The 25491-nt window shown below is 63.0% G+C and carries 28 protein-coding genes; 14 read left to right on the top strand and 14 right to left on the bottom strand.

Annotation, left to right across the window (positions count from 1 at the left end):
• Nucleotides 1-3: 3 nt before the first annotated feature.
• Complete coding sequence (locus M728_RS12940; RefSeq protein ID WP_026620231.1) at nucleotides 4-1149, top strand: GTP-binding protein; 1146 nt, start codon at nucleotides 4-6, stop codon at nucleotides 1147-1149.
• A gap of 2 nt (nucleotides 1150-1151) precedes the next feature.
• Here M728_RS12940 and M728_RS12935 read toward each other — a convergent pair whose 3' ends face one another.
• The 6 genes from M728_RS12935 to M728_RS12910 all read right to left on the bottom strand — a co-directional run bounded on the left by M728_RS12935 (nucleotide 1152) and on the right by M728_RS12910 (nucleotide 5813).
• Nucleotides 1152-1637: an isoprenylcysteine carboxylmethyltransferase family protein gene (locus M728_RS12935; protein ID WP_026620230.1), complete on the bottom strand. Its 486-nt coding sequence runs from the start codon at nucleotides 1635-1637 to the stop codon at nucleotides 1152-1154.
• A gap of 139 nt (nucleotides 1638-1776) precedes the next feature.
• Nucleotides 1777-2013: a sulfurtransferase TusA family protein gene (locus tag M728_RS12930; RefSeq protein WP_026620229.1), complete on the bottom strand. Its 237-nt coding sequence runs from the start codon at nucleotides 2011-2013 to the stop codon at nucleotides 1777-1779.
• Nucleotides 2013-3446: a murein L,D-transpeptidase family protein gene (locus M728_RS12925; protein ID WP_026620228.1), complete on the bottom strand. Its 1434-nt coding sequence runs from the start codon at nucleotides 3444-3446 to the stop codon at nucleotides 2013-2015. The genes M728_RS12930 and M728_RS12925 overlap by 1 nt, the downstream gene beginning before the upstream one ends.
• A gap of 264 nt (nucleotides 3447-3710) precedes the next feature.
• On the bottom strand, nucleotides 3711-4664 hold the full coding sequence (locus M728_RS12920) for an acetyl-CoA carboxylase carboxyltransferase subunit alpha (protein ID WP_026620227.1): 954 nt from the start codon (nucleotides 4662-4664) through the stop codon (nucleotides 3711-3713).
• Nucleotides 4665-4725: 61 nt separating this feature from the next.
• Nucleotides 4726-5667 carry a site-specific tyrosine recombinase XerD gene (gene xerD / locus M728_RS12915; RefSeq protein WP_026620226.1) on the bottom strand — a complete coding sequence of 314 codons (942 nt, stop codon included), beginning with the start codon at nucleotides 5665-5667 and terminating at the stop codon, nucleotides 4726-4728.
• On the bottom strand, nucleotides 5664-5813 hold the full coding sequence (locus tag M728_RS12910) for a hypothetical protein (protein ID WP_026620225.1): 150 nt from the start codon (nucleotides 5811-5813) through the stop codon (nucleotides 5664-5666). Before M728_RS12910 ends, xerD begins: the two co-directional genes overlap by 4 nt.
• Before the next feature lie 168 nt (nucleotides 5814-5981).
• Between M728_RS12910 and M728_RS12905 the strand changes: the two genes are divergently transcribed.
• The 3 genes from M728_RS12905 to M728_RS12895 are packed head-to-tail and all read left to right on the top strand — an operon-like array spanning nucleotide 5982 to nucleotide 9002.
• Complete coding sequence (locus tag M728_RS12905) at nucleotides 5982-6560, top strand: shikimate kinase (protein WP_026620224.1); 579 nt, start codon at nucleotides 5982-5984, stop codon at nucleotides 6558-6560.
• 4 nt (nucleotides 6561-6564) lie between these two features.
• On the top strand, nucleotides 6565-7695 hold the full coding sequence (gene aroB / locus M728_RS12900) for a 3-dehydroquinate synthase (RefSeq protein WP_026620223.1): 1131 nt from the start codon (nucleotides 6565-6567) through the stop codon (nucleotides 7693-7695).
• Complete coding sequence (locus tag M728_RS12895) at nucleotides 7695-9002, top strand: HlyC/CorC family transporter (protein ID WP_026620222.1); 1308 nt, start codon at nucleotides 7695-7697, stop codon at nucleotides 9000-9002. The genes aroB and M728_RS12895 overlap by 1 nt, the downstream gene beginning before the upstream one ends.
• Before the next feature lie 2 nt (nucleotides 9003-9004).
• On the opposite strand, the gene M728_RS12890 is transcribed toward M728_RS12895, so the two are convergent.
• Nucleotides 9005-9286, bottom strand: coding sequence for a BolA family transcriptional regulator (locus M728_RS12890; protein WP_026620221.1), 282 nt, complete (start codon nucleotides 9284-9286; stop codon nucleotides 9005-9007).
• 137 nt (nucleotides 9287-9423) lie between these two features.
• Between M728_RS12890 and M728_RS12885 the strand changes: the two genes are divergently transcribed.
• From M728_RS12885 to M728_RS12870, 4 genes are all read left to right on the top strand, one after another.
• On the top strand, nucleotides 9424-10059 hold the full coding sequence (locus M728_RS12885; RefSeq protein WP_026620220.1) for a J domain-containing protein: 636 nt from the start codon (nucleotides 9424-9426) through the stop codon (nucleotides 10057-10059).
• Nucleotides 10060-10135: 76 nt separating this feature from the next.
• Nucleotides 10136-11131 (top strand): cobaltochelatase subunit CobS, encoded by a 996-nt coding sequence (cobS, locus tag M728_RS12880; RefSeq protein ID WP_026620219.1) that lies wholly within the window; start codon nucleotides 10136-10138, stop codon nucleotides 11129-11131.
• A 131-nt stretch (nucleotides 11132-11262) separates the two neighbouring features.
• Nucleotides 11263-13158, top strand: a complete 1896-nt coding sequence (gene cobT / locus M728_RS12875; RefSeq protein WP_026620218.1) for a cobaltochelatase subunit CobT — start codon at nucleotides 11263-11265, stop codon at nucleotides 13156-13158.
• A 128-nt stretch (nucleotides 13159-13286) separates the two neighbouring features.
• Nucleotides 13287-14279 carry an esterase-like activity of phytase family protein gene (locus M728_RS12870; protein ID WP_026620217.1) on the top strand — a complete coding sequence of 331 codons (993 nt, stop codon included), beginning with the start codon at nucleotides 13287-13289 and terminating at the stop codon, nucleotides 14277-14279.
• Nucleotides 14280-14306: 27 nt separating this feature from the next.
• Here the strand turns inward: M728_RS12870 and M728_RS12865 are convergent, their stop codons facing one another.
• Complete coding sequence (locus tag M728_RS12865) at nucleotides 14307-14963, bottom strand: VUT family protein (RefSeq protein WP_026620216.1); 657 nt, start codon at nucleotides 14961-14963, stop codon at nucleotides 14307-14309.
• A 143-nt stretch (nucleotides 14964-15106) separates the two neighbouring features.
• Nucleotides 15107-15397: a 50S ribosomal protein L28 gene (rpmB, locus tag M728_RS12860; RefSeq protein WP_026616330.1), complete on the bottom strand. Its 291-nt coding sequence runs from the start codon at nucleotides 15395-15397 to the stop codon at nucleotides 15107-15109.
• Nucleotides 15398-15740: 343 nt separating this feature from the next.
• Between rpmB and M728_RS12855 the strand changes: the two genes are divergently transcribed.
• Nucleotides 15741-16517 (top strand): DUF3108 domain-containing protein, encoded by a 777-nt coding sequence (locus tag M728_RS12855; protein ID WP_026620215.1) that lies wholly within the window; start codon nucleotides 15741-15743, stop codon nucleotides 16515-16517.
• Nucleotides 16518-16731: 214 nt separating this feature from the next.
• Nucleotides 16732-17622, top strand: a complete 891-nt coding sequence (locus M728_RS12850; protein ID WP_026620214.1) for a DMT family transporter — start codon at nucleotides 16732-16734, stop codon at nucleotides 17620-17622.
• 2 nt (nucleotides 17623-17624) lie between these two features.
• Here M728_RS12850 and M728_RS12845 read toward each other — a convergent pair whose 3' ends face one another.
• Both M728_RS12845 and gloB read right to left on the bottom strand, forming a co-directional pair.
• Nucleotides 17625-18068, bottom strand: a complete 444-nt coding sequence (locus tag M728_RS12845; RefSeq protein ID WP_026620213.1) for a cupin domain-containing protein — start codon at nucleotides 18066-18068, stop codon at nucleotides 17625-17627.
• Complete coding sequence (gloB, locus tag M728_RS12840; protein ID WP_026620212.1) at nucleotides 18069-18839, bottom strand: hydroxyacylglutathione hydrolase; 771 nt, start codon at nucleotides 18837-18839, stop codon at nucleotides 18069-18071. It abuts the gene before it with no gap.
• Nucleotides 18840-18955: 116 nt separating this feature from the next.
• Here gloB and M728_RS12835 point away from each other — a divergent pair, with 116 nt between their 5' ends.
• The 3 genes from M728_RS12835 (at nucleotide 18956) to M728_RS12825 (ending at nucleotide 21879) form a co-directional block, all read left to right on the top strand.
• Nucleotides 18956-19720 carry a class I SAM-dependent methyltransferase gene (locus tag M728_RS12835; protein WP_026620211.1) on the top strand — a complete coding sequence of 255 codons (765 nt, stop codon included), beginning with the start codon at nucleotides 18956-18958 and terminating at the stop codon, nucleotides 19718-19720.
• Between the two features lie 132 nt (nucleotides 19721-19852).
• Nucleotides 19853-20959, top strand: coding sequence for a histidinol-phosphate transaminase (gene hisC / locus M728_RS12830; protein ID WP_026620210.1), 1107 nt, complete (start codon nucleotides 19853-19855; stop codon nucleotides 20957-20959).
• A complete protein-coding gene (locus M728_RS12825) occupies nucleotides 20956-21879 on the top strand; it encodes a prephenate/arogenate dehydrogenase family protein (RefSeq protein ID WP_026620209.1) in 924 nt (307 codons plus the stop codon). The genes hisC and M728_RS12825 overlap by 4 nt, the downstream gene beginning before the upstream one ends.
• 21 nt (nucleotides 21880-21900) lie before the next feature.
• Here M728_RS12825 and M728_RS12820 read toward each other — a convergent pair whose 3' ends face one another.
• The gene (locus M728_RS12820) at nucleotides 21901-22914 is read right to left on the bottom strand and encodes a DUF2125 domain-containing protein (protein WP_026620208.1); all 1014 of its coding nucleotides are present in this window, start codon (nucleotides 22912-22914) and stop codon (nucleotides 21901-21903) included.
• 254 nt (nucleotides 22915-23168) lie between these two features.
• On the opposite strand from M728_RS12820, the gene M728_RS12815 reads away from it, so the two are divergent.
• Complete coding sequence (locus M728_RS12815) at nucleotides 23169-23732, top strand: gamma-glutamylcyclotransferase (protein ID WP_026620207.1); 564 nt, start codon at nucleotides 23169-23171, stop codon at nucleotides 23730-23732.
• 54 nt (nucleotides 23733-23786) lie between these two features.
• Here M728_RS12815 and M728_RS12810 read toward each other — a convergent pair whose 3' ends face one another.
• Nucleotides 23787-24575: a 1-acyl-sn-glycerol-3-phosphate acyltransferase gene (locus M728_RS12810; RefSeq protein WP_026620206.1), complete on the bottom strand. Its 789-nt coding sequence runs from the start codon at nucleotides 24573-24575 to the stop codon at nucleotides 23787-23789.
• Nucleotides 24576-24733: 158 nt separating this feature from the next.
• Nucleotides 24734-25432, bottom strand: coding sequence for a YdcF family protein (locus M728_RS12805; protein WP_026620205.1), 699 nt, complete (start codon nucleotides 25430-25432; stop codon nucleotides 24734-24736).
• Nucleotides 25433-25491 lie beyond the last annotated feature (59 nt).

The following is a 25491-nucleotide window of genomic DNA, read 5'->3' as shown; positions in this document are numbered from 1 at the left end:
GCCATGAATGGTCCCCTAGCGGTGGTGCCGGTGTCGATCCTCACCGGCTTTCTCGGTGCGGGCAAGACGACCCTTCTCAACCGGTTGCTCAAGGACCCGGCGCTCGCCGATACGGCCGTGATCATCAACGAGTTCGGTGACGTCTCGATCGACCATCTGCTCGTTGAGGCATCGAGCGACGGCGTGATCGAGCTCTCGGACGGCTGCCTGTGCTGCACCGTGCGCGGCGAGCTTGTCGATACCTTGGCCGACCTTATCGACCGGATGCAGACGGGGCGCATCAAGCCACTGAAGCGCGTCGTCATCGAGACAACGGGACTCGCAGATCCGGCGCCGGTGCTGCAATCCGTCCTCGGCAATCCGGTCATCGCACAGAACTTCCGCCTGGACGGCGTGGTCACCGTCGTCGACGCGGTCAACGGCGAACGGACGATCGGCAATCACGTCGAAGCGCTGAAGCAGGTCGCCGTCGCGGACCGGCTGGTGCTCAGCAAGACCGGACTTGCGAAAGGCGAGCAGATCGAAGCGCTTAAGGCACAGCTCAGCGAGCTCAATCCGCGAGCGCCGATCATCGACGGCGACACGGACGAGGCCGGGCGCGCGGAACTGTTCGACTGCGGTCTCTATGACGCGTCGACCAAGGTTGCCGATGTCGGCCGCTGGCTTCAGGACGAGGCGGGGGCGGATCGCCACGATCATAATGACGATCACGGTCATCGCCACGATCATGAGCATCATGGGCACCATCACCATCACGACGTCAATCGGCACGGCACAGACATCCGCTCCTTCAGCATCGTCCATGACCGGCCGATAGCGCCGATGGCGCTGGAGATGTTCGTCGATCTCCTGCGCTCAGCCCATGGTGAAAAGCTGTTGCGCATGAAGGCGATCGTTTCGGTGGCGGACAATCCGGAACGGCCCGTGGTGTTGCACGGCGTTCAGACCGTCTTTCATAGGCCGGAGCGGCTTGCCGCCTGGCCCGATCCGACCGACCGCCGCACGCGGATGGTGCTGATCACCAAAGGGCTCGATGAGACTTTCGTTCGCGACCTCTTCGATGCCTTCACCGGCAAACCGCGCGTCGACCGGCCGGATGCGCAGGCACTCGCCGACAATCCGCTCGCGGTTCCTGGGGTGAGATTCTGATGCTAGAGCCAGCGCCGGACGCGGGCGTTGTAGGCGCGGTATATGTCGCCGAATTTACGCTCTAGATAGGCCTCCTCGCGCGCGACCACGCCGTAGCGGATGACGAGATAGAACGGCACCAATAGAACGAGGAACCAGAGGCTGTCGAAGCCGATGGCGAGGCCGATCAGACCGAGAAACATGCCGATATAGATCGGGTTGCGGCTGTAGCGGTAAGGTCCTTCTTCGACGATCGTCGTTGTCGGCTGCACGGTCTGGATATGCGTTCCTGCCCGGCGGAGTGTTGCCGCACTCCAGATCAGCAGTCCTAGTCCGGCAAGGAATGTGATGGCACCGAGGAGCCGGCTGGCCGGTATGGCCTCCGGCAAGAGCGGTAGCGGATAAAGCCAGTCGAGCGTGAAGCTCGCAACGGCCGCCAGCGCCCAGGCGATCGGTGGTCGCACGGCCGCGTTGGAGCTGTCGCGGAAACTGCCGCTTGCCTCGTTCATCCCGCCACCCATTGGCGCCCCCAACGCCCGGACGAGATCATAGCAGGATTTCCGGTCGCGTTGGAGCGCCTCGCTGGGGCACGTGATGCGTAGGCTGGAGCATACTGGAATTAGAGCCGCAGTGATTTCGCGCTACCGGCTACGCTTTCTTGCGAATGACGAAGCGATGGCCGCCCGCCGTAGGCGTGGCCTCTTCGAGCCTGTGTCCTTCCTCGTTGCAGAAATGCGGTATGTCGATCACCGCCAGGGGGTCCGTCGTCTCGATCTCGATCAGCGCGCCCGGCGCCAGCGACTCCATGCGCTTTCGCGTCTTCAAAACGGGAAGGGGGCATTTCAGCCCCCTCAAGTCGTACACGGTCCGGGGCTCGTCCGGCATCAATTGCCCCAGATCTTCCAGAACGGGCGCTTCTTCGGCGGCTCGGCGGCAGGCTGCTCGGGCGTTTGCGTCTCGGCATTCGCGGCCGGAACGTTCGCGACCTGCACATTGCCTTCGGCCGGTGCGGCCGCCTGTTCTTGAACGGCAGGCGACTGTGGTTGGCCCGGCGCGGCCGCCGGCTGGGCGGCGCTCGGCCCATTGGGGGCTGGGCTTACCGGGGCCGCTGCCTCGCTCTCGGGCTCGCTCTTCGAGAACAGGTTCCAGAAGGATTTCTTCGCGGGCGCCTCTTGCAGCGCCGCCTGCTGGACCGGGCGTTCGATCGGGCTCTGCTGCGGCACCGGCACGTTTCTGCCCTCGCGGGTCGCCTTTTCGAGCGCCTCTTTCTGGATCAGCGCCGCCTGCTTGGCCTCCTCGGCCTCCTTCTGCGCGGCGAGCTTCTTCTCCAGATCGCTCACCTTCATCAGCTTGCCGGCATCGAGCGAGGTTCCGGTCGGCGCATAGGCGAGCTCGCGGCCCTTGCGCTGTTCGGCGACGATCGCCTTGCGTTCGGCTTCGGTCGGTTCATACCAGACCATGCCGTCGAATTTCTTCAGCGCCTTCTCGTAGTCGCGCTGATAGTCCTTCTCGTAGGACGCCATGGCCATCTCAAGCGCCGGCGGCGTCGACATGGCAGGGCACTGGCCTGCTGGATTGAACTTGCCGTCGGTTTGCCGGTTGAAAACGTATTTCCTCTCGCAGACATTCACTTGCGGCGGACGCTTGGTCACCTCGAACTGGTCGTAGCCGGCCTTCAGCATCTTCCAGAATTCGATATTCGGATTGTCGCGGTGGCGCGCCATATTCTCCGCCGTCATGCGGAAGGGAAAGGCTTGCAACTGCACGCTTTCCTGGCCGCCCTTGAAGGCGTCTCGGGCGAGCGCAAAGATCTCGATGATCTGCTCGTCGGTCATCGAATAGCAGCCCGACGAGGAGCAGGCGCCATGGATCATCAGATGCGTGCCGGAGCGACCGTTGGCTTTGTCATAGACATTGGGATAGCCGGTGTTGATCGCGAGATAATAGCTCGAATTGGGATTCATCTGATGCGGATAGAGCGGATAGAACCCCTCCGGCGCCTGACGATCTCCTTCCTTCACCTTGGGGCCGAGCTTACCGGACCAGGCGCAGATTTTGTAGCTCTTCAGGAGCTGGAAGCGGTTTGCCGTGTTTGCCTTCCAGACCTCGAGCGTTCCCTCTTCCTTGAAGATGCGCAGGAGGATCGGGGATGTCTTCTGCATCCCGAGCTCACGCATCTTGCTGACCATTTTGCTCGAAAGCTGGTATTCGGTCTTGTTCTTGACCGAGGAGAGATTGACGCTGTCGAGCGTTTCGTTGGTGCAGCCGGCAAGCGCGGCTGCGATAGCGGCGATGAGGAGAAGGTTCCTGAAACGCATTGGCAAAAGCCCGTTATAGCCACAATCCATTCGCCCGCCCGGGGTAGGGGCATCAACGAATCACTAAGATATTATTCTTCACGAAATCTTAACTGTGCAGGCCCCCCTGCGAATGCCGTTTCACATGGACTTCATGAATATGGCCAAGATTTGGCCACAGTCGCTTTCCGGTTGCCGATCATCGCGGGTGCGCTCGCGATGATTCAGATCGGAGCATTCATCGGGAGGTCGGGACACGGGCGGCAACCACTCGGCGTCTCGCTCTTAGAGATTGCGGCCGATGTTCAGGTACTTCTGCCGCCGATCGGTCCGCAATTCGTCGCCGTTGCGCGCGGAGAGCTCCTTGAGCGCATCGGCGATTACCGTTCCGGTACGGCCGATGACCGCTTCCGGATCGCGGTGGGCGCCGCCTACCGGTTCGGGAATGATGCCGTCGATGACGCCGAGCGATTTCAGGTCTTCCGCCGTGATCTTCATGCTGGCGGCGGCCTCCCTGGCGCGCGTCGAATCGCGCCAGAGGATCGAGGCCGCCCCTTCGGGCGAGATCACGCTGTAGATCGCATGCTCGAGCATGTAGACGCGGTTGCCTGTCGCGATCGCGATCGCACCGCCCGAACCGCCTTCGCCGATCACCACGGTGACGATCGGCACTTTGACGTTGAGACACATTTCGGTCGAGCGGGCGATCGCCTCGGCCTGCCCGCGCTCCTCGGCGTTAACGCCGGGATAGGCGCCTGCGGTATCGACCAGCGTGATCAGCGGCAGACCGAAACGATCGGCCATTTCCATGATGCGGACTGCCTTGCGGTAGCCCTCGGGGCGGGGGCTGCCGAAATTGTGCTTGATGCGCGACTTCGTGTCGTTGCCTTTCTCCTGGCCGATGACGGCCACCGGCGCGCCGCGAAAGCGCGCGAGCCCCGCCTGGATCGCATCGTCATTGGCGAAATTGCGGTCGCCCGCAAGCGGCGTGAATTCGGTGAAGAGGCTGGAGGCGTAGTCGAGGAAATGCGGGCGCGAAGGATGGCGGGCGACCTGGGTCTTTTGCCAGGGGGACAGTTTGGAATAGATATCGGCCATCGCATCGCGGACGCGCCCCTCGAGCCGGGCGATCTCGTCTGACGTGTTCACGCTCTCGTCTTCGCCGGCGAGCTTCTTCAGTTCGAGAATCTTGCCTTCGAGATCAGAGATGGGTTTTTCGAAGTCGAGATAGTTGTGCATCAGATGCGTTTCCGATCATTTTTCGGCAAGGCCGCCCTGCCAAGCCAATCTGTCCGCGGTCCTAATCCTGTTTTTTCGCCTGTTTGGCAAGGGGGTGATGGTTCTGCACGAGCTCATGCAGGCGTTCGTCCAGCACATGCGTATAGATTTGTGTCGTCGAAATGTCCGAGTGCCCGAGCAGTTCCTGCACGGCGCGAAGGTCGGCGCCGTTGGCGAGCAGATGGCTGGCGAAGGCATGGCGCAGGACATGCGGGGAGATCGCCGCGACCCTGATGCCTGCGCGCGCGGCAAGGCCCTTCAGATCGCGGGCGAAGACCTGGCGCGGCAGATAACCGGACTTACCGTAGGAGGGGAAGAGCCAGGGGCTGTCGGCGCCGTCTTCCTTTCCCCGCAGCACTTCGCCATAGGCCCGCATGGCACGGATCGCCGCCTGCGACAGCGGCACCAGCCGTTCCTTGTTGCCCTTGCCGCGGATCACCAGGAAGCGGCCGTTCTGCGAGAGAACGCTTGCCGGCAGCGACACGAGTTCGCTGACGCGCATGCCAGTAGCGTAGAGGAGTTCGATCAGCGCGTGCATGCGCAACTTGGAAAGCGCGTCGTCGCCGCCCGATTGCGCCTCCGCCTCCGCCTGGCCGATCAGTTTGCTGACGTCGTCGATGCTGAGCGTCTTCGGCAGGGCGCGGCCCTTTTTCGGCGCGTCGAGGATGCCCGTCGGATCGTCGCCGCGTAAGCCTTCCGCATAGAGGAACTTGTAGAATTGCCTGAGCGCCGAAAGGCGCCGGGCCTGCGAAGAGGGCTTGAAACCTTCGCCGGCGAGATGGGAGAGATAGCTTCTTAGATCGTCGGCGGTGGCGGTGATCAGCCGCGTGCCGCGCGAGCGCAGGAATGAGAGCGCGTCCTTGAGGTCGCGTTCATAGGATTGCAGCGTGTTGACCGCTGCGCCGCGCTCGGCGCTCATCATCTCCAGGAAGGCTTCGAGGTGGGCCTCTGACAGATCAGTCATTGCGGCTTGTTGACCCGTTCTGTGGGAATGCGCACCGTGACGTCCCGCTCCACCGGGTCGACCAAGGTGACGAGCGCCACCATCGTGGCGTAGATAATGCCGGCCATAACGGCGCAGATGAACAGAAACCGGAAGAGGGTCGGCATTTCAGTCTCCTCTGCACGATCCCTGAAATTGGAGCCGATCAAGGATGCGATCATGCAGTGCGTGCCTATATGAACGGCTCCGCGGCCAAGTTCAAGAAGGCCGCGCGACGACTTGACGCTCCCCGCCGATTTGTCGATACCGGAGAGGAATGGGGAATATGAAGCGCAATGAACGACGTGACCGAACCGGTTTCCGCGACGCTGGCCGAAAGGGCAAAGCGCGCCCTCGGTAAGCGCAATCTCGTTTTCATCGGTCTGATGGGAGCGGGAAAATCGGCGATCGGGCGCCTGACCGCCCAGGCGCTCGGTATTCCCTTCATCGATTCCGACCATGAAATCGAGCGGGTCTCGCGCATGACGATCAGCGATCTCTTCGCCACCTATGGCGAGGAAGAGTTCCGGGCGCTCGAAGCTCGCGTGCTGAAGCGGCTGCTCCGGTCCGGGCCGCGCGTGGTCTCGACCGGCGGCGGCGCCTATATCAACGAACGTTCGCGGCGGCAGATCAAGAAGGGCGGCCTGACGATCTGGCTCAACGCGGAACTCGACGTGCTCTGGGAGCGGGTGAACAAGCGCGACACCCGTCCGCTTCTGAAGACCGAGAACCCCAAGCAGACGCTCGAGAACCTGATGCGTGCGCGGTATCCGATCTACGCGGAGGCGGATCTTACAGTCCTCTCGCGCGACGTGAAAAAGGAAACGATGGTCGAAGAGGTCCTCGCCGCCATCGCCGATTACCAGAAAGCCTGAAACGATGAACAGTAATGAGCTGCCCGCCGCCGAGCGCAAGGTTCGCGTGAACCTCGGCGACCGTTCCTATGACATCCTCATCGGCCCCGGTCTGATCGCCGCGGCGGGCCGAGAGATCGCGGCCCGCCTCAATGGCAGGAAGATGGCGGTGATAACGGACGAGAACGTCGCGCCGCGCTATCTCGAGCCGCTGATGGCGAGTCTTAAGGAAAGTAGTATCGAGGCGATCTCTCTCGTATTGCCGGCAGGGGAGAAGACCAAGAGCTTCGAACACCTCATTCCGGTTTGCGAGGCGATCCTCGGCGCCAGGATCGAGCGCAACGACGCGGTGATCGCGCTCGGAGGCGGCGTGATCGGCGACCTCACCGGCTTTGCCGCCGGCATCGTCCGCCGCGGCTCACGCTTTATCCAGATTCCGACCTCGCTTCTGGCACAGGTCGATTCCTCCGTCGGCGGCAAGACCGGCATCAATTCGCCGCACGGGAAGAACCTGATCGGCGTCTTCCACCAGCCCGAGCTTGTTCTTGCCGATACCGACGTGCTCGATAGCCTGAGCCAGCGCGAGTTCCGCGCCGGCTATGCCGAGGTCGCGAAATACGGGCTGATCGACAAGCCCGAGTTCTTCCATTGGCTCGAACAGAACTGGCAGGCGGTCTTTGCCGGCGGACCGGCCCGGATCGAGGCCATCGCCGTCAGTTGCCAGGCCAAGGCCGATGTCGTTGCCGCGGACGAGCGAGAAAATGGCCTCAGGGCGCTTCTCAATCTCGGCCACACCTTCGGCCATGCGCTGGAAGCGGCGACCGAGTACGACAGCGCGCGGCTGGTGCACGGGGAGGGCGTTGCGATCGGCATGGTGCTTGCGCATGAGTTCTCTGCCCGGATGAACCTCGCAAGCCCGGACGACGCACGGCGCGTGGAGGCCCATCTCAGGGCCGTCGGCCTGCCGACGCGCATGGGGGACATTCCCGGGACGCTACCGCCGGCGGAGCGGCTGATGGAGGCGATCGTTCAGGACAAGAAGGTGAAAGGCGGCAAGCTTACCTTCATCCTAACGCGAGGGATCGGGCAGTCCTTCGTCGCCGACGACGTTCCGTCTTCGGAAGTGCTGAGCTTCCTTAAGGAAAAACATCCCTGATGAGCGGCGGCGCATTCCTGGCGTTTCTGGCGGATCATTGGCCGTCTCTCGTTTCGGTCATTGGTCTGCTCCTGCTTTCCGCCTTCTTCTCCGCATCGGAAGCGGCGTTGAACGCGGCGTCCCGGTCACGAATGCATATGCTCGAGAGCAATGGCGACGCACGCGCCGGCATCGTCAACGGATTGATCGAGAGCCGCGACCGTTTGATTGGGGCGCTGCTCATCGGCAACATCCTCGTCATCATCCTCGCCTCGTCTCTGGCGACGAACCTGTCGATCCGCCTCTTCGGCGTTTACGGCGTCGCAATTGCAACGCTTGCGATGACGGTCCTCTTCGTTGTCTTCGCCGAAGTTCTGCCGAAAAGCTGGGCGCTCGCGTCGCCCGATCGTTCCGCGCTTGCGGTGGCACCGACAGTGAGGCCCTTCATCGCGGTGATCGGTCCCGTCTCCAATCTGGTGAATGCGATTGTCCGGCGCATGCTGAGCCTTTTCGGAGTAAACCTGTCATCGGAGGTGCCGATGCTCACCGCGCAGGAGGAACTGCGGGGTGCCGTCGATCTGCTCCATCGCGAAGGCTCGTTCGTGAAGGCGGACCGCGACTTGCTCGGGGGCGTGCTTGATCTCGGCGAACTCGAAGTTTCCGACGTCATGATCCATCGCACCGCGATGCGAGCGATCAATGCCGACGATCCGCCCGCCGTCTGCGTCCGGGAAATACTCGAAAGCCCGTTCACGCGCCTGCCGCTGTGGCGGGGCTCCGCCGACAACATCATCGGCGTCATCCATTCTAAGGATTTGCTCAGGGCGCTTGCCGAGCCGGATGTGCAGGCCGAGACGATCGACATCGTCAAGCTCGCGCAGAAACCCTGGTTCGTCCCCGACACGACCAATCTCAAGGACCAGCTCAACGCCTTTCTCAGGCGCAAGCTGCATCTTGCCATCGTCGTCGACGAATACGGCCAGGTGCAAGGGCTCGTAACGCTCGAGGATATCCTGGAAGAGATCGTCGGCGACATCGCCGATGAGCACGACCTCGACATTCAGGGCGTCCGTCAGGAGGCCGACGGCTCGATCGTCGTCGATGGATCCGTGCCGATCCGCGACCTCAACCGCGCGCTCGACTGGTCGCTGCCGGACGAGGAGGCGACGACTGTCGCCGGTCTCGTCATCCATGAATCGAAGAGCATTCCGGAGGAGCGGCAGGCCTTCACTTTCTATGGCAAGCGTTTCATCGTCATGAAGCGGGTGAAGAACCGGATCACTAAGTTGCGCATTCGCGCCGCCGAGGAAGACAGCCCTGCCGGCTGATCTCACCAACGCGTCGGCTCTCCAGGAGCGGCCGGTTCCACGGCGAGCGCGTGCAGTCCGGCGTCGAGTTCGGGCTTCAGGAGATCGTTAATCGCCCGGTGGCGCGCGACGCGGCTCATGCCGGCAAAGGCGCTCGAGACGATGCGGATACGCATATGCGTCTCGCCGCCGCCGTCGAAACCGGGCTGATGGCCGGCATGCAGATGGCTCTCGTTGATCACCATCAGGCGTTCGGGCTGGAAGGCCTGCACGAGCTTCTCTTCGATACGGCTTTGCAGCGACATCTTTCCGTCCCATTTCCCTGTTTGCCGGTGCGTCGAGATCGAGCGGCTGGCAAGGTCCGTGCGATGCAAAATAGCCGCACAAAGCCAGCAACATTCCGCTTTGTCAATTCTTGTTGTGGCCCTCTGTAAACCCCATAATGTGCGCCATGAAACTCGATTCAAAATATTTCGACCGCATCAGAACGCGCCCGAGGGGGGAAGCGCGCGTGGAGCCGTCTGCGCCTGTGTGCCAGTGGGACGGCTGCGACAAGAAAGCGGTGCATCGGGCGCCGGTCGGCCGCAACGCCGAGGGCGAATATTTCATGTTCTGCTTCGAGCATGTGAAGGAATACAACAAAGGGTACAATTACTTTTCCGGATTGTCCGATACCGAGATCGCCCGCTATCAGAAGGAAGCGATCACCGGTCATCGTCCTACCTGGACGGTCGGCGTCAACAAGAATGCCCGCAACGGTCCGACGCAGTCTCAGACGCGCTCCGGCAGCGCCGGCGCGCAGGCCCGCATGCGCGATCCGTTCGGCTTCTTCAACGAGGCGCGCGCCCGGCAGGCCCGGCACGAACCGCGCCTGCGCAAGCTGAAGACGCTCGAGGCGAAGGCCTTCGAGACACTCGGGGTCGCGGCCTCGGCGACCGCTGCCGACATCAAGGCCGCCTACAAGGAGCTCGTCAAGAAACACCACCCCGATGCGAATGGCGGAGACAGGGGATCGGAAGACCGCTTTCGGGCGGTTATCCAAGCCTACCAATTGTTAAAACAGGCTGGTTTCTGCTAACAACGCGGATTATGACAGAAAATACTATTTGCAGGCGAATGCGCGGGTGCCGTCCGGCGGCCGCTCTGGAGTTGTGATGAGCAAGATTGACCTCGACATTTCCAACCTCCCCGACACGACGATCTCGGTCCGGGAGGTTTTCGGCATCGATACGGATTTGCGCGTTCCCGCCTATTCAAAGGGCGACGCCTATGTGCCCGATATCGATCCAGACTATCTCTTCGATCGTGAGACGACGCTCGCCATTCTTGCCGGTTTCGCCCATAACCGCCGCGTCATGGTTTCGGGTTATCACGGCACCGGCAAGTCGACCCATATCGAGCAGGTCGCGGCGCGTCTCAACTGGCCTTGCGTGCGCATCAACCTCGACAGCCATGTGAGCCGTATCGATCTCGTCGGCAAGGATGCGATCGTCGTCAAGGACGGGATGCAGGTGACCGAATTCAAGGACGGCATCCTGCCGTGGGCCTACCAGCACAATGTCGCGCTCGTTTTCGACGAATATGATGCCGGCCGTCCGGACGTCATGTTCGTGATCCAGCGCGTGCTCGAATCCTCCGGTCGCCTGACACTGCTCGACCAGAGCCGCGTCATTCGTCCGCATCCGGCCTTCCGGCTCTTCGCCACCGCCAACACGGTCGGCCTCGGCGACACGACCGGGCTCTATCACGGCACGCAGCAGATCAACCAGGCGCAGATGGACCGCTGGTCGATCGTCACGGCGCTCAACTACCTGCCGCACGACAAGGAAGTCGACATCGTCGCCGCCAAGGTCAAGGGCTTCGTCGCCGGCAAGGGACGCGATACGGTATCGAAAATGGTGCGCGTCGCCGATCTCACGCGTGCCGCCTTCATCAACGGCGACCTCTCGACCGTGATGAGCCCGCGCACCGTGATCACCTGGGCCGAGAACGCCTATATATTCGGCGACATCGCCTTTGCCTTCCGTGTGACCTTCCTCAACAAGTGCGACGAGCTGGAGAGAGCGCTGGTCGCCGAGCATTACCAGCGCGCCTTCGGCGTCGAGCTCAAGGAGAGCGCCGCCAACATCGTGCTCGAAGCAACCGCCTGAGGCCTCCCGAAGCTCCGGCTCGGTGACAAGCCGGCTGCGACCTTGAAGCGGGAGGTTTCATCCCGCTCCAATCCCATTTAGAATCGATGCGTTCGGAGATGTCGGCCAGTCCGGCTGAAGAAGGAACTGTCGTGAGCTCGAATTCCAAGGCGAAGCCGCAAACGAGGGAGAACGCCGCCGAACCGTTCAAGCGGGCGCTTTCCGGCTGCATCCGCTCGATCGCCGGTGATGCGGAGCTTGAGGTCGCCTTTGCGAACGAGCGACCCGGAATGACGGGCGAACGCATCCGTCTGCCGGAGCTTTCGAAGCGCCCGAGCCGGCACGAGTTGGCCGTCGCGCGCGGGCTCGGCGATTCGATGGCGCTGCGCAAAGCCTGCCACGATGCCCGCATCCACGCGACGATGTCGCCGCAAGGGGCGGATGCGCGCGCGATCTTCGACGCCGTCGAGCAGGCGCGCGTCGAGGCGATCGGTGCGCTCAGAATGCCGGGCGTTGCCGACAACCTTTCCTCGATGCTCGATGAGAAATACTCCAAGGCGAACTTCGCCGCGATCGACGCGCAGGCGGATGCGCCGCTCGAAGAGGCGGTGGCGCTGATGGTGCGCGAGAAGCTGACCGGCGAGAAGCCGCCGGCTTCGGCCGGCCAGGTGCTCGACCTGTGGCGCGACTTCATCGAGAAAAAGGCCGGCGGCGACATGCGCAACCTTTCGGCCGCGATCAACGACCAGCAGGCTTTTGCCCGCGTCGTGCGCGACATGCTGGCTTCGATGGACGTCGCCGAGAAATATGGCGAGGACGACATCGAGCCGGACGAGCAGGAAAGCGAGACGGACGAGGATCAGCCGCGCAGCCAGGAGCAGGACGAGAACGCCAGCGAGGAGGAGGAAGGTTCCGACGCCGCGCCCGCCGAAGAAAACCAGTCTGCCGAGGAGCAGATGGAAGAAGGCGAGATGGACGGCGCGGAGATATCCGACGACGATCTTCAGGACGAGGGCGACGAGGAGAGCGAGACGCCCGGAGAGGTCAAGCGCCCGAGCCACCCCTTCGCGGATTTCAACGAGAAGGTCGACTACACGGTCTATACTCGGGAGTTCGACGAGACGATCACTGCCGAGGAGCTTTGCGACGAGGCGGAGCTCGACCGCCTGCGTGCCTTTCTTGACAAGCAGCTCGCCCATCTGCAGGGCGCGGTCGGCCGTCTCGCCAACCGGCTGCAGCGCCGGCTGATGGCGCAACAGAACCGGTCCTGGGAGTTCGACCTCGAGGAGGGCTATCTCGACACCGCCCGCCTGCAGCGCATCATCATCGATCCGATGCAGCCGCTCTCCTTCAAGCGGGAGAAGGACACCAATTTCCGCGATACGGTGGTGACGCTGTTGATTGACAATTCCGGATCGATGCGCGGTCGGCCGATCACGGTCGCGGCCACCTGCGCCGATATTCTCGCGCGCACGCTGGAGCGTTGCGGCGTCAAGGTCGAGATCCTCGGCTTCACGACCAAGGCGTGGAAGGGCGGGCAGTCGCGCGAGAAGTGGCTTACCGGCGGCAAGCCGCAGTCGCCCGGGCGTCTCAACGACCTGCGCCACATCGTCTACAAATCCGCCGACGCGCCCTGGCGCCGCGCCCGCCGCAATCTTGGACTGATGATGCGCGAGGGCCTGCTCAAGGAGAACATCGACGGCGAAGCGCTGATGTGGGCGCACGACCGCCTTCTGGTGCGGGCGGAACAGCGGCGCATTCTGATGATGATTTCGGACGGCGCGCCGGTCGACGATTCCACCCTGTCAGTGAACCCCGGAAACTACCTCGAACGGCATCTCCGCGCGGTCATCGAGCAGATTGAGAGCCGCTCGCCGGTCGAGCTTCTGGCGATCGGCATCGGCCACGACGTGACGCGCTATTATCGCCGTGCCGTAACCATCGTCGATGCGGACGAGCTCGCGGGTGCGATGACGGAGCAGCTTGCCGCGCTCTTCGAGGACGAGAGTCTGCATCGTCGTCGGGGCCGGGCGCGTCGCGCCGGTTAACGGTTGGGCGGCCGATGCCGTCCCAATCCGTCATCTTCCGTTTTGCGGCTATCCGCATTGCCCATCTACGGAAAGCCCCTCGTTCTCATCGCACCGTGCTTGCCCTGTCCGGGAAGGTCCCTCCTCAAATGCTCCGCCGAAATCTCGTCGTCCTCTCTCTGTTGGTTTCGGCTGCCGTCGCCCGTGCGGAGCCGGTGAGCGAGATTATTCCAGTCATGAGCCGGCAGATATCGCAGTTCAAGGTCGGTTCCGACGAGACGATGTTCGGCTCGCTCGAATTCATCGGCGGCATCGAAATGACCTCGGCCAATCCGCTGTTCGGCGCACTGTCGGCGATCAGGTTCCGTGCGGATGGTGATTCCTTCGTCGCCGTCATGGATACCGGTCATTGGGTCGAGGGCGTCGTCACCCGCGACGATGCAGGCAAACTAGAGGGCCTCGCCAATCTGACGGTCACATCGATGACCGATGGCAACGGCAAGGCGCAGCTCGAAAAATGGAGGGTGGATTCCGAGGGGCTGGCATTGCGCGACGGCGAGGCGATCGTCAGCTTCGAGCAGCTGCCTCGCATCGAAGTCTATCCAGATCCCGGTTTCGCCCACGCAAAACCCGTTGGGCAGTTGGCGCCGCCGTTTCCCGCGCGGGAGCTGCGCGGCAATGGCGGCCTGGAGACGATTGCGATCGCGCCGAAGAACGGTCCACTCTCGGGCGCCGCGGTCATCGTCTCGGAGCGCAGTGTCGACGAGGCGGACAATCTTCTGGCAGGCATCCTGGAGGGTCCGATGAGAGGCGTCTTTACGGTCGTCCGCGAGGATCCCTATTCGGTGACCGACGGCGCCTTCCTGCCCAGTGGCGACCTGCTTCTCCTTGAGCGCCGCTTCAATCTCGCCTCCGGCCTCGGCATGCGCATCCGCCGGATCGCTGCGGCCGATATCCGCCCGGGCGCGGTGGCCGACGGCGCGGTGATACTCGACGCCGACATGAGTTTTCAGATCGACAACATGGAAGCTCTCGATGTTATAGCGCGCCCGGACGGCGAAATCCGGGTGATCGTCCTTTCCGACGATAACCATTCGATCCTCGAGCGCAACCTGATGCTCGAATTCCGGCTCGCCAAATGAAAACGGGGCCGATCGGCCCCGTAGGCTTCAGGCAGTCGCCTTCGCTGTTGTCGCCTTCGCCGTGGCCGGCATCGGTTTGATGACACTCATCAGCGCGCCATAGGGCAACAGCAGGACGATGCCGCAAAGGATCTTGACCGCGAGATCGCCGAGCGCCCAGGAGATCCAGCGCGGTGCATCGACGGTCAGCAGACCGAGCAGCGGGGCCGCCTCCAGCGCGAAGCTGTCGTTCGGGCCAAGAAACACGAAAAACGGCGCGAAGGCGAAGGAGAAGAACATCGCCGTATCGAGGCCGGAACCGATGAGCGAGCCGGCGAGCGGGGCGCGCCACCACGTTTGGCGCCTGAGCCTGTTGAAGACAGAGATGTCGAGAAGCTGCCCGAGCAGGAAGGCCGAACCGGAAGCGATCGCGATGCGCGGCGTTGCGGCGAGGAAGGAAAGCACGACGGCGACCGCGAAGCCGGCAACGACGACGCGACGCGCGATCTGCGGGCCGAACTGACGGTTGGTGAGATCGGTGACCAGGAAGGCGAAAGGATAGCTGAAAGCGCCCCAGGTCAAAAGATCGCCGAGTTGCATGCCGGCGATCGAACCCGGCAGTGGATACTGGACGAGGAAGTTCGAAGCGACGACCACTAGGGTCATCAGCGCGACATAGATGAAGAACGTGCGGTTGCTCAGCATTTTTTTATCCTGGGTGATGCCACCAGCGAGGGAAACCTTAGCCGGATGGCGCAAGCCCCGGCCGTGATATGACGACACGAGAAAAAGGCTTGCCAGGCGAACCCGCAAGCCTTCTCAAGCTTTGTCAGAAGCGCTAGCGCCAATCAGGCAGCTTCAGCGACCTTCTTGACGATCTGACGACGCAGCAGGCGCGCGCGCATGCTGAGTTCGTTCTCGTCGGCCTTCAGCAGGAAGGCGTCGAGGCCGCCACGGTGCTCGACCGAGCGCAGAGCAGCAGCGGAAACGCGCAGGCGGAAGCGCTGGCCGAGAGCATCGGAGATCAGCGTGACGTTGCACAGGTTCGGCAGGAACTTGCGCTTGGTCTTGTTGTTGGCGTGGCTGACATTGTGGCCCGACTGGACGCCCTTGCCGGTCAATTCGCAACTACGGGACATGGTACACCTATTCTCTTATCGCCGCCGGACAATGCGGTAGCGGGCCCAGAGCCCAGGCCGCGTTCCTGTTGGCCATTATTGGAAAAGTCGCGGTTCTATAGTCAGTGACGGGGCGCCAGTCAAGCCAAACCTGCGCATTCCCGAAAAACCAGCGCTTTTCCGCGAACTAGTCCTAAAATAACATCTGCTCTTTGGGGCACAAGGCCCGTTCCAAGCCGATCGAGGATGCGCTAGTTCTTCCTGCTACGATCAAGGGCGGGATTTTCGGCAATTGGCCTAGAAAAGCCGCAAACCGCCTGCATTTCAAGGGATTGCGATAGCAAGGAATGATGGGGCACTGGGCATGAAGTTGCGCATGGGTTTTCGCGCGCCGGCACTTTTGGCCGCCGTGATGTTTTCCACAACGTCGTTTGCTGCGGATGTCAAACATCAGACGGATTACAGCATCGCGCTTGCGGGGCTGCCGGTGGCGCGGGCGTCGTTCCACACCGAGGTCGAAAAGAATCGCTACACGATTTCGGGAACGCTGAATTCGGCCGGGCTCGTTGACATCATCAGCCGCACCAGGGGACAGACGCGTGTCTCGGGGGTGATTGGTCGCGACCGTCTTCGCGCCTCCGAATATTCGATGTCCTATCGCAGCGGCCGAAAGGAGCGCGCGATCAATGTGAGCTTCCGCAACGGCAACGTCGTCCATGCGAGCATGGTGCCAAAACGCAACCCCCTGCCGAAGAACTGGGTGCCGGTGACGGGCCGAGACATGCGCAATGTGCTTGATCCGCTTTCGGGCCTGATCATTCCGGCCAGCAGTCGCGTTTGCCCGAACACGTTGCCGATCTTCGACGGCGAATCGCGGCTCGACATCAAGCTGTCACCCAAGGGGACGAGGAACTTCAGGACCAAAGGGTTCGCGGGGGAAGTGATCGTCTGCGGCATCCGCTTCGTACCGAAGGCGGGATATAGGAAGGGGCGGGAGGATGTCGAATATTTACGCCGCCTGGAAACGATGGAGATCTGGTACGCGAAAGCGAACGGCGTCGACGTCTATGCTCCGGTCTATGCCCGCATACCCACGAAGATTGGACCGGTCACGGTTTCCGCGACGCGATTCGGCGGTTGAGGCGCCGCCCCATATAGTTCTGTTTTCGTGTTTGAATGGACGTGACGCTTGGAGGTCCGCCCAAGTCACCTCTTTCCGGAATCGCGCAAGCGCGATAGATCAGTGACAGTCGAGTGAGTGCCGGTGGAGTCCGCGGAGGCTGTTTTCGCGATTGGCTTCGGCAATACGATGGACATGCGGGGTCCGGCGCGCTCGGGCCGCACGAGGGGCAGGAATGAAGGTCAAGGCAACGCTGATCGGTTTCTCCGCAATCCTGATGTGGTCGCTGCTGGCGCTCTTTACCGCTGCGTCCGGCAAGATGCCGCCGTTTCAGCTTTCGGCCATCTGCTTCCTCGTCGGCAGCTTGCCCGGGATCGTCGTGCTGGCGTCGAAGCCAGAGCGCTTGGCGCTTCTGAAACAGCCGGTAAAGGTCTGGGTCACCGGCGTTGCCGGCCTTTTCGGCTATCACTTTCTCTATTTCACGGCGCTTCGCAACGCGCCGGCCGTGGAGGCCGGGTTGATCGCTTATCTCTGGCCGCTGCTGATCGTCGTCGGCTCGGCGTTGCTGCCCAGCGAGAGACTGCGCTGGTATCATATCGCCGGTGCACTCGCCGGTCTTTGCGGCACGATCCTGATCGTCGCGCGAAACGGCATCGCCTTCGACGGCGCCTACACGCTTGGCTATGGCGCAGCCTTCCTCTGCGCCTTCACCTGGTCCGGCTATTCACTGATCACACGGCGCTTCGGCACGGTATCGACCGACGTCGTCACTGGTTTCTGCCTGGCGACCTCCATTCTGTCCTTCTTCTGCCATCTCGGCCTTGAAACGACCGTCTGGCCGCAGACGGCCTTCGAGTGGCTCGCGGTGGCGGGACTTGGCCTTCTGCCGGTCGGCGCGGCCTTCTATGCCTGGGATTTCGGCGTGAAAAACGGCGATATCCAGTTCCTGGGTGTGGCGAGCTACGCCGCACCGGTGCTCTCGACCTTGATCCTGATCCTGTTCGGCTTCGCCGAGCCGTCCTGGCGGATCGCGGCCGCCTGCCTGCTCGTGACCGGCGGCGCCGTGCTCGCGGCGAAGGACATGATTTTCCGCAAGGGCAAGGCCGCGGCGCAGCCGGCGGAGTAGGATCACCCCTCAGGTGGCCGCCAATCGGGCGGCGCCATCTCGAAGGCGGAGAAGTCGAAACCGGGTGCGACGGTGCAGCCGACGAGCGTCCAGTCTCCGAGCGACGTGGCGGACTGCCACCAATCGGCGGGAACGACGTGTTGCGGCCGCTCTCCGCTGGGAAGGTCCGGGCCGAGCCGGACCTGTGAAGCCGGCCTGCCGGACTCGGCAATGCTGAGCTCGAGCGGCGAGCCGGCGTAATAGTGCCAAATCTCGACGGCGTCTCGGACGCGGTGCCAGTGCGAGCGATCGCCTCTTTCGAGGAGATAGTAGATCGCGGTGGAATGCCCGCGCGGGGCGCCGGCCGGGTCGCGGAATGTCTCGCCGTACCAGCCGCCTTCCGGATGCCGGACGAGCCCGAGCGTCGCGATGATCTCCGCGGCCGTCATCTCTTGCGATGCAGTCATCTAGAAATTGTCCTTGCGCTTGCGGATTTCGGCGAAAACGGCTGCGTCGCTCGCCTTCTCCATGCCGAGATTCGCGCGAACCCTCGGGTCGCTGGCGCGCAGGAAAGGGTTCGTCCGCTTTTCAAGTCCGATCGTCGTCGGCGCGGTGAATCCGCCGTCCAACCGGGTCTCCTCGATTTCAGCGGCGCGTTCCTTGAGAGCCGTGTTCTCCGGGTCGATGGTGACGGCGAAATGGGCATTGGAGAGCGTGTATTCGTGGCCGAAATAGACGGCGGTGTCGTCGGGAAGCGCCATCAGACGGTTCAGCGACTGCCACATCGTCTCGGCCGTACCTTCGAAGAGCCGGCCGCATCCGAGCGCAAAAAGCGTGTCGGCGGCAAAGAGCAGCTTGTCTTGAGGGAAATGGTAGCAGATGTGGCCGGCCGTATGCCCTGGGGTTTCAATGATCTCGACCGGATGGCCGGCGAAGTCGAAGCGGTCGCCGTGGCCCACGGTCCTGTCGATGCCGGGAATTTTCGACGCCTCGTTCTTCGGGCCAATGATCGTCACGCCGAAGCGTTCCTTGAGGCTTACATTCGCGGCCACGTGGTCGCCATGATGATGCGTCGTCAGGATATGCGTCAGTTGCCAGCCGCGGCGTTCTAGCGCGTCGAGGATCGGCTGCTCCTCCGGCGCGTCGATCGATGCCGTGGCGCCGCTCAGTCGGTCATGGAGAAGCACACCGAAATTGTCGGTGCGGCAAAGGAAGAGGTCGAGTTCGAGCGCCGCCATCGCTTGGTCCTCCGATCGGGAATGGGTATCGGGATCGCGGAAAGCCGCCCGCACGGTTTCCCGCTACAGCCGAATGTAGCGAGGCTCGTCTTGAAGTCTACTGTCTCAAGGCTAACATGTCGCCCATGCACACCGATATCGTCGATCTCCGCCAATTCTACCATTCCGAACTCGGCCACATGGCGGAGCAATCCGTCAGCATGGCACTCGCTTCGGTCTGGGCGCGCCTGCCGGAGGAGCGGCTCGTCGGGCTCGGCTATGCGGTGCCGTATCTCGAGCGCTTCCGCGCCGACACGGAACGGACTTTCGCCTTCATGCCGGCGGGCCAGGGCGCGGTAAACTGGCCGGCTGCCGAGCTCTCTTCGACCGCGCTCGTCTTCGACGAGGAATTGCCGCTGCCGGATGCCTCGATCGACCGCGTGCTGATGGTTCATTCGCTGGAATTCGCCGAGAGCCCGCGCGAGACGATGAAGGAGATCTGGCGGGTGCTTGCGCCAGGCGGCCGCCTCGTGATCGTCGTGCCGAACCGCCGCGGCGTCTGGGCGCGAATGGAGCACACCCCCTTCGGCTCGGGTCGGCCCTATTCGCGCGGACAATTGACGGCGCTGTTGCGAGAGACCAACTTCACGCCCGGCGCGACGGCCGAGGCGCTGTTCTTCCCGCCGTCGAAGCGCAAGCTGGTTCTCCGCCTCCGTCACGGCATCGAGCGCTTCGGTCGATCGCTCTGGCCGGTCTTTTCCGGCGTCATCATCGTCGAGGCGCAGAAGCGGCTTTATCAGGGCTTGCCGGTGGCCGCGCGCGCTTCGCGCCGCGTCTTCGTTCCGGTCCTGGCGCCGCAGGGTGTGCCCAGCACGCGCAGTCGAGCGGCAAAAGCGCCATAGGTTGGCGGGACGGGACGGGCGATGAGAATGCTCGCGCTCCGCCTCATCTCCGGTAGCCCCACGTCGCACTCGACAAATATCGCCGGCCCCGGTATTGGCTGGACCCGCATTCTTCCCGCGAAAGCCGAGCCGATGAACCTTGCCCTGAAGAGCCCTGAGCCGCGTACCGGCATCCTGGACATTGCCGCCTATGTGCCGGGCAAGGAACATGCGCCGGGCGTCGCCAAGGTGCACAAGCTGTCGTCGAACGAAACGCCGCTCGGGCCGAGCCCGCGCGCGGTCGAGGCGTTCCAGAAAGCCGCGCTTACGCTCGAGCGCTATCCGGACGGTCAGGCGCATGCGTTGAAGGACGCGATCGCGACCGTTCACGGTCTGAACCCCGCCAATATCCTCTGCGGCAATGGTTCGGACGAGTTGCTCGGCCTTCTTTGCCAAACTTATCTAGCACCCGGCGACGAGGGGATCGTCACCGAGCACGGCTTCCTTGTCTATAAGATTCAGATGATGGCGGCCGGCGGCACGCCCGTGACGGTCAAGGAGCGGGATCAGCGCATCGATGTCGATGCGATCCTCGCGGCCGTGACGGAGCGGACGAAGATCGTATTCATCGCCAATCCGGCGAACCCGACGGGCACCTACATTCCGCTGAACGAGGTCCGTCGCCTGCATGCGGGGCTGCCGGCCGGCGTGCTACTGGTGCTTGATGCGGCTTACGCGGAATATGTCCGGCGCAACGATTACGAGGCCGGGCTTGAACTTGTATCCGGCAACCGTAACGTGGTGATGACGCGGACCTTCTCGAAGATCTACGGGCTTGCGGGTCTGCGCATCGGCTGGATGTATGCGCCGCGCCACGTGGTGGATGCGGTGGATCGTGTGCGCGGCCCCTTCAATCTCAACGCGCCGGCGATCGCGGCCGGTGCGGCGGCAATCCGCGACCAGGCCTTCGTCGCCGCGGCCGTCGATCACAATCTCACCTGGCTGGCAAGGGTCAGCGAGACGCTTACGGCGATCGGTCTTCGCGTCACCCCGTCGGTGACCAACTTCGTGTTGGTCCACTTCCCCGATGAAGCGGGCAAGTCGGCCGAGGAGGCGGATGCGTTCCTGACGAGCCGCGGCTTCATCCTGCGCGCGGTCGGCGCTTACGGTTTTCCCAATGCGCTGCGCATGACCATCGGCTCGCAGGAGGCGAACGAAGGCGTGATCGCGGCGCTCAAAGAATTCATGGGACGCAAATGATGGCTCAGCAATTCGAAACCATCGCCCTTATCGGGATCGGCCTGATCGGTTCGTCGATCGCCCGGGAAATCCGCGAGAAGCAGCTTGCCGGCACGATCGTCGTCTCGACGCGCAGCGAAGCAACGCTGAAGCGCGCCGCCGAGCTCGGCCTCGGCGACCGCTACACGCTTTCGGCTGCCGAGGCGGTGAAGGACGCGGATCTCGTCATCGTCTCAGTGCCCGTCGGGGCCTCGGGCGCCGTTGCGGCGGACATCGCCGCGCATCTGAAACCCGGAGCGATCGTCACCGACGTCGGCTCGACGAAGGGTTCGGTCATCGCCCAGATGGCGCCGCACCTGCCCAAGAGCGTCCATTTCGTGCCCGGCCACCCGATCGCCGGTACGGAGCATTCCGGACCGGACGCCGGCTTCGTCGGGCTGTTCCGCGGACGCTGGTGCATCCTGACGCCGCCGCCCGGCACCGACGAGGAGGCGGTCGCCAGGCTGCGGCTCTTCTGGGAAACGCTCGGCTCGATGGTCGACGAGATGGATCCCGAACATCACGACAAGGTGCTGGCGATTGTTTCGCACCTTCCGCACATCATCGCCTACAACATCGTCGGGACGGCCGACGATCTGGAGACGGTAACCGAGTCGGAAGTGATCAAATATTCGGCCTCGGGCTTCCGCGACTTCACCCGTTTGGCGGCCTCGGACCCGACCATGTGGCGCGACGTCTGCCTGCACAACAAGGACGCGATCCTCGAAATGCTCGCCCGCTTTTCCGAGGATCTGGCTTCCTTGCAGCGCGCGATCCGCTGGGGCGACGGCGACAAGCTGTTCGACCTCTTCACCCGCACGCGAGCAATCCGCCGGTCGATCATCCAGGCCGGCCAGGATACGGCCATGCCGGACTTCGGCCGGCATGCCATGGATCAATAGGACGCCTGCACCAGTTGCCGCTCACAGCGCCGGCAGTACGCCCACCGGAACGAAGGCGAGAAAGGCGGTGCCGTCGCGCACGTTGAGCTTGACCGTCGCCTCGTTCCTGCCGCCGGCAAGCGCGTTCAGCATGTTGGCGATGTTGTTGACGAGATCGGTCTCGTCGGGAGCAATCTTAACGAGGTTTTCCCGCCAGGCATCGATATTCGCGATGGTCAGCGAAAACTCGCCGGAGATCAGCCCCTGATCGTTGACCGAGAAGGGTCCGGAGAGCTTGGCGGTCATTCCCGAGCCTGCATCGAGCGTCAATTGACGCAGTTCCCCGCTAGCGCCGCGAAGCATATCAGGCGAAAAGGCGCCGGCCTGAAGCCAGTCGGCCTTGCCGGCGACCGTCAGATCCATCGCGATGTCGGCGGGCGGAGCGAGGCTCGGTCCCTGGTCCGGGCGCAGGTCGAGCTTGTCGATGCTGAGCGCGGCGTCGAGATCGCCGCCGTTCCGGCGCAGATGTATCTCGCCGTGGCTTGCGCCGAAGCCGAGGCCTTTGTCTGCCAGCGGCGACCGCGCGGTGCCGGTCAGGTTGTCATAGGCAAGCGAAGTTCGGTCGACACCCGAAAGGGTCGCCGCAAGGCTTGCGTGGAGCAGCGTCCAGTCAGCCGATACCGTCACGCCCGGCGAGACGCGGATTTCGGCCGGGCCGTCGAGTTCGATGACGGCCCGCCCGGGCTGGTAGACCTGTGCAGCCGATCTCAGGGCGCCGAAGGACGCGGAGGCGCCGCGGCGCCTGTCATCGAGGCGCACCTCGTTGCAGAAGAGACCGATGCGGAACGGAAATCCGCGCACCTCCATGTCCGTGCATTCGCCGCCGAGGCCGCTCGCCTGCCGTTCCGTCAGAAAGGCCGTCAGCCGTTTCTCGATTTGGTCCGCGGCAAGGAACCAGCCGGCGGAATAGAGGCCGCCGACGAGCACGACGCCCGCCGTCAGCCAGAGAAACTTCCTGGCGACGGGCGAGCGGTTGGCGACTGCGGTTACCGTCATGGTATCGACTACTCCATTTATAGTCGGGAGCGGCCTTTCGGGTGGCCGGTCCCGATGCGGCGAACTAGCGTAAGTCGCGTTCGTGACTTGGACTGCTTCAGCCAGAGCCATGAACGGGGTCGCTGTAGCACTTTGAATCGCTGAATGTTTTTTCCTTAAATCGGGTCCGATTTAAGGAAACATGCAGTAAAAAATTCGGCTGGGCCGCAGGAGGCCGACACGTGATTCGGCGCCCGACAGGCAGCAAGGGTTGGATGGTAGCGGATATGGACGAATTTTGGGTCTTTGGCTACGGGTCGTTGATGTGGAATCCGGGGTTTCGCTTCGAGGAGAAGTGGACGGCGCGCGCCTTCGGCTACCGCCGTTCGCTTTGCGTGCATTCCTGGGTGCATCGGGGAACGGAGCGCCGCCCGGGCCTCGTGCTCGGGCTCGACCATGGCGGCTCCTGTATCGGCACGGCTTTCCGCGTGGCATCCGCGGAAAAGGCTGACGTGCTCGATTATCTGCGCGAGCGCGAACTGGTCACACGCGTCTACAAGGAACGGACAATGCCGGTACAGCTTGCCGACGGACGTCGCGTGCCGGCGCTTGCCTATGTCATTGACCGCAACCACGTCCAGTATGCTGGCGCGCTGACGGCGGCGGAAGCGGCGGCGACGGTCGCGGTCGCGGTAGGCAAGTCCGGTCCGAACAGTGAATATGTCCTCAACACGCTCGGGCATCTCAGGGAAATGGGCATCCGCGACCACTGGCTCGAGGAGGTCGCGACGAGCCTGAACGCCGGTGCGGCCGCTTCGGCACAGGTCCAGATCCGCTGATCCCGGCCGAAGCACGGCCGAAGAATCACAAGCCGATCGGCGCGCCTTTCCCTGTTATTCCGCTTTGGCTCTAAGTTCGCGCAGCCGTTGTTCCGCGCTGGGCGGCAGCGGCACGTGCGGATTGGCCTTTACGGTTTCGATCAGAAGTTCGTCGCTTGCGGCCTCGGTCACTGCCACCAGCTTTGCGAGAAATTCGTCCGGGTCCATGCCGGCCTCGATCGGCGGCAGGATGCGCACCTTGAAATGTCCCGGGAAGCGCAGGAACTTGCGTCGCGGCCAGAACAACCCCGGATGCATTGCGACGGGGACGACCGGCACCTGCAGGTCGCGATAGAGCCGGGCAATGCCGTATTTATATTCCGGCGGCGCACCGGGCGGCCGACGCGTGCCCTCCGGATAGATGATCAGTTGCCGCCCCGCTGCCATTTCCCGCTTGGTGCGCTCCATCACCTCAGTCATTGCTTTGCCACGGGCGGCACGGTTCACCGGCACCATGCGCTGCTTGACAATGTACCAGCCGAACAGCGGTATCCAGGTGAGCTCGCGCTTGAGGATATAGAAGGGGTCGTCGAGCCAGGGCAGAAGTGCGTAGGCGTCCCAGAAGGACTGATGCTTGGGCGCGAAAATATAGGAGCCCTTTGGAATGTTCTCGACGCCTTCGACCTCGAAGGTCGTGCCGACGATCTTGGCGAGCAGCCAGTGATTGCTTCGCACCCAGTTCTTTGGCACGAACCAGGCAGCCTTGCGCGGCAGCAGGAAATAGATCGGCGTCAGCACGATCATCTGGACGATCAGGTTGGCATAGAAGACCAGATTGAAGAGGATCGAACGCAGGATGATCATCTGGCAGGCTCTCGATGGGGTGCAAAGACTTCGGCCGATCAGCCGATTGCTTCGCTGCCTACACGAATATGCAATCGAGGAAAACAGTCTCGCGCCAGAGAGCATGAGAAGAGTGGGAAGCTTCGCTCATCCGCCACGCCGGTCACCATCTCCCGCAGCTACTCTTCGGCGGGAGTCACCCGCGAGGGCTCGGTCCTGAGCCCGTTCGTCGAACGCGCGCCCACCATCTCGCGAATGGAGGCGATCGAGTATTTGCCGTATTCGAGCAGAATGGCCTTCAGCACGAGCGGATTGCGCAGCCAATTGGTCGTCTTGAGGTCGGAATTGACGACGGGATAGGCGATGAACTGCGCTTCCGGCCTCGCGCGACGCAATTCGAGCAGGCTGCGCGGCATGTGATAGTTGTTGGTGACGACGAGGATGGTCCTGTAGCCGCGGTCATGGATCCACTGCGAGGCCTCGGTCGCATTGCCGATCGTGTCGATCGCTTCGTGTCCGATGTCGACACAGCATTTGAAGAGGTCGGGTGAGCTCTGGGTATTGCGGCGGATCTGGCTCCCGGTCGTCGTCGGATGCACGCCGGAGATCAGCAGCCGCTTGCCGGCTCCGGTCTTGAGCAGGTCCACCGCCTGGTCGATCCGCTGGAAGCCGCCCGTGAGGACGACGATCGCATCCGCCCTGGGTGTCACCGGAGGCCGCAGCGAGGCGACCGTGTCGGCGAACTGCAGGAAGCCGGCAATGAAGACGGCGAGGAAGGCGAGCAGCACGAAAAAGCCGCGGCGGAGAATCTTGCGCAGCAAGCTGCGGGACCGACGGCGGCGCGCGGCCTTCTCCTGCCATTTGCCCCTTTCGATCATTCCGCTCTCGCGTAGCTCTTGCGCCATCATGATTCTCTTCACATAGCCGCAGATTGCGG

The organism is Ensifer sp. WSM1721, assembly GCF_000513895.2.
Taxonomy (GTDB): domain Bacteria; phylum Pseudomonadota; class Alphaproteobacteria; order Rhizobiales; family Rhizobiaceae; genus Sinorhizobium.
Note: the sequence above shows the minus strand (reverse complement) of the source record. Positions and strands in the feature narration are given on the sequence as shown.

Excerpts from the sequence above, each read along its gene's own strand:
- M728_RS12940 (WP_026620231.1), top strand. The coding sequence starts at position 4 with ATGAATGGTCCCCTAGCGGTGGTGCCGGTGTCGATCCTCACCGGCTTT.
- M728_RS12935 (WP_026620230.1), bottom strand. The coding sequence starts at position 1,637 with ATGAACGAGGCAAGCGGCAGTTTCCGCGACAGCTCCAACGCGGCCGTG.
- M728_RS12930 (WP_026620229.1), bottom strand. The coding sequence starts at position 2,013 with ATGCCGGACGAGCCCCGGACCGTGTACGACTTGAGGGGGCTGAAATGC.
- M728_RS12925 (WP_026620228.1), bottom strand. The coding sequence starts at position 3,446 with ATGCGTTTCAGGAACCTTCTCCTCATCGCCGCTATCGCAGCCGCGCTT.
- M728_RS12920 (WP_026620227.1), bottom strand. The coding sequence starts at position 4,664 with ATGCACAACTATCTCGACTTCGAAAAACCCATCTCTGATCTCGAAGGC.
- xerD (WP_026620226.1), bottom strand. The coding sequence starts at position 5,667 with ATGACTGATCTGTCAGAGGCCCACCTCGAAGCCTTCCTGGAGATGATG.
- M728_RS12910 (WP_026620225.1), bottom strand. The coding sequence starts at position 5,813 with ATGCCGACCCTCTTCCGGTTTCTGTTCATCTGCGCCGTTATGGCCGGC.
- M728_RS12905 (WP_026620224.1), top strand. The coding sequence starts at position 5,982 with ATGAACGACGTGACCGAACCGGTTTCCGCGACGCTGGCCGAAAGGGCA.
- aroB (WP_026620223.1), top strand. The coding sequence starts at position 6,565 with ATGAACAGTAATGAGCTGCCCGCCGCCGAGCGCAAGGTTCGCGTGAAC.
- M728_RS12895 (WP_026620222.1), top strand. The coding sequence starts at position 7,695 with ATGAGCGGCGGCGCATTCCTGGCGTTTCTGGCGGATCATTGGCCGTCT.
- M728_RS12890 (WP_026620221.1), bottom strand. The coding sequence starts at position 9,286 with ATGTCGCTGCAAAGCCGTATCGAAGAGAAGCTCGTGCAGGCCTTCCAG.
- M728_RS12885 (WP_026620220.1), top strand. The coding sequence starts at position 9,424 with ATGTGCGCCATGAAACTCGATTCAAAATATTTCGACCGCATCAGAACG.
- cobS (WP_026620219.1), top strand. The coding sequence starts at position 10,136 with ATGAGCAAGATTGACCTCGACATTTCCAACCTCCCCGACACGACGATC.
- M728_RS12870 (WP_026620217.1), top strand. The coding sequence starts at position 13,287 with ATGCTCCGCCGAAATCTCGTCGTCCTCTCTCTGTTGGTTTCGGCTGCC.
- M728_RS12865 (WP_026620216.1), bottom strand. The coding sequence starts at position 14,963 with ATGCTGAGCAACCGCACGTTCTTCATCTATGTCGCGCTGATGACCCTA.
- rpmB (WP_026616330.1), bottom strand. The coding sequence starts at position 15,397 with ATGTCCCGTAGTTGCGAATTGACCGGCAAGGGCGTCCAGTCGGGCCAC.
- M728_RS12855 (WP_026620215.1), top strand. The coding sequence starts at position 15,741 with ATGAAGTTGCGCATGGGTTTTCGCGCGCCGGCACTTTTGGCCGCCGTG.
- M728_RS12850 (WP_026620214.1), top strand. The coding sequence starts at position 16,732 with ATGAAGGTCAAGGCAACGCTGATCGGTTTCTCCGCAATCCTGATGTGG.
- M728_RS12845 (WP_026620213.1), bottom strand. The coding sequence starts at position 18,068 with ATGACTGCATCGCAAGAGATGACGGCCGCGGAGATCATCGCGACGCTC.
- gloB (WP_026620212.1), bottom strand. The coding sequence starts at position 18,839 with ATGGCGGCGCTCGAACTCGACCTCTTCCTTTGCCGCACCGACAATTTC.
- M728_RS12835 (WP_026620211.1), top strand. The coding sequence starts at position 18,956 with ATGTCGCCCATGCACACCGATATCGTCGATCTCCGCCAATTCTACCAT.
- hisC (WP_026620210.1), top strand. The coding sequence starts at position 19,853 with ATGAACCTTGCCCTGAAGAGCCCTGAGCCGCGTACCGGCATCCTGGAC.
- M728_RS12825 (WP_026620209.1), top strand. The coding sequence starts at position 20,956 with ATGATGGCTCAGCAATTCGAAACCATCGCCCTTATCGGGATCGGCCTG.
- M728_RS12820 (WP_026620208.1), bottom strand. The coding sequence starts at position 22,914 with ATGACGGTAACCGCAGTCGCCAACCGCTCGCCCGTCGCCAGGAAGTTT.
- M728_RS12815 (WP_026620207.1), top strand. The coding sequence starts at position 23,169 with ATGGTAGCGGATATGGACGAATTTTGGGTCTTTGGCTACGGGTCGTTG.
- M728_RS12810 (WP_026620206.1), bottom strand. The coding sequence starts at position 24,575 with ATGATCATCCTGCGTTCGATCCTCTTCAATCTGGTCTTCTATGCCAAC.
- M728_RS12805 (WP_026620205.1), bottom strand. The coding sequence starts at position 25,432 with ATGATCGAAAGGGGCAAATGGCAGGAGAAGGCCGCGCGCCGCCGTCGG.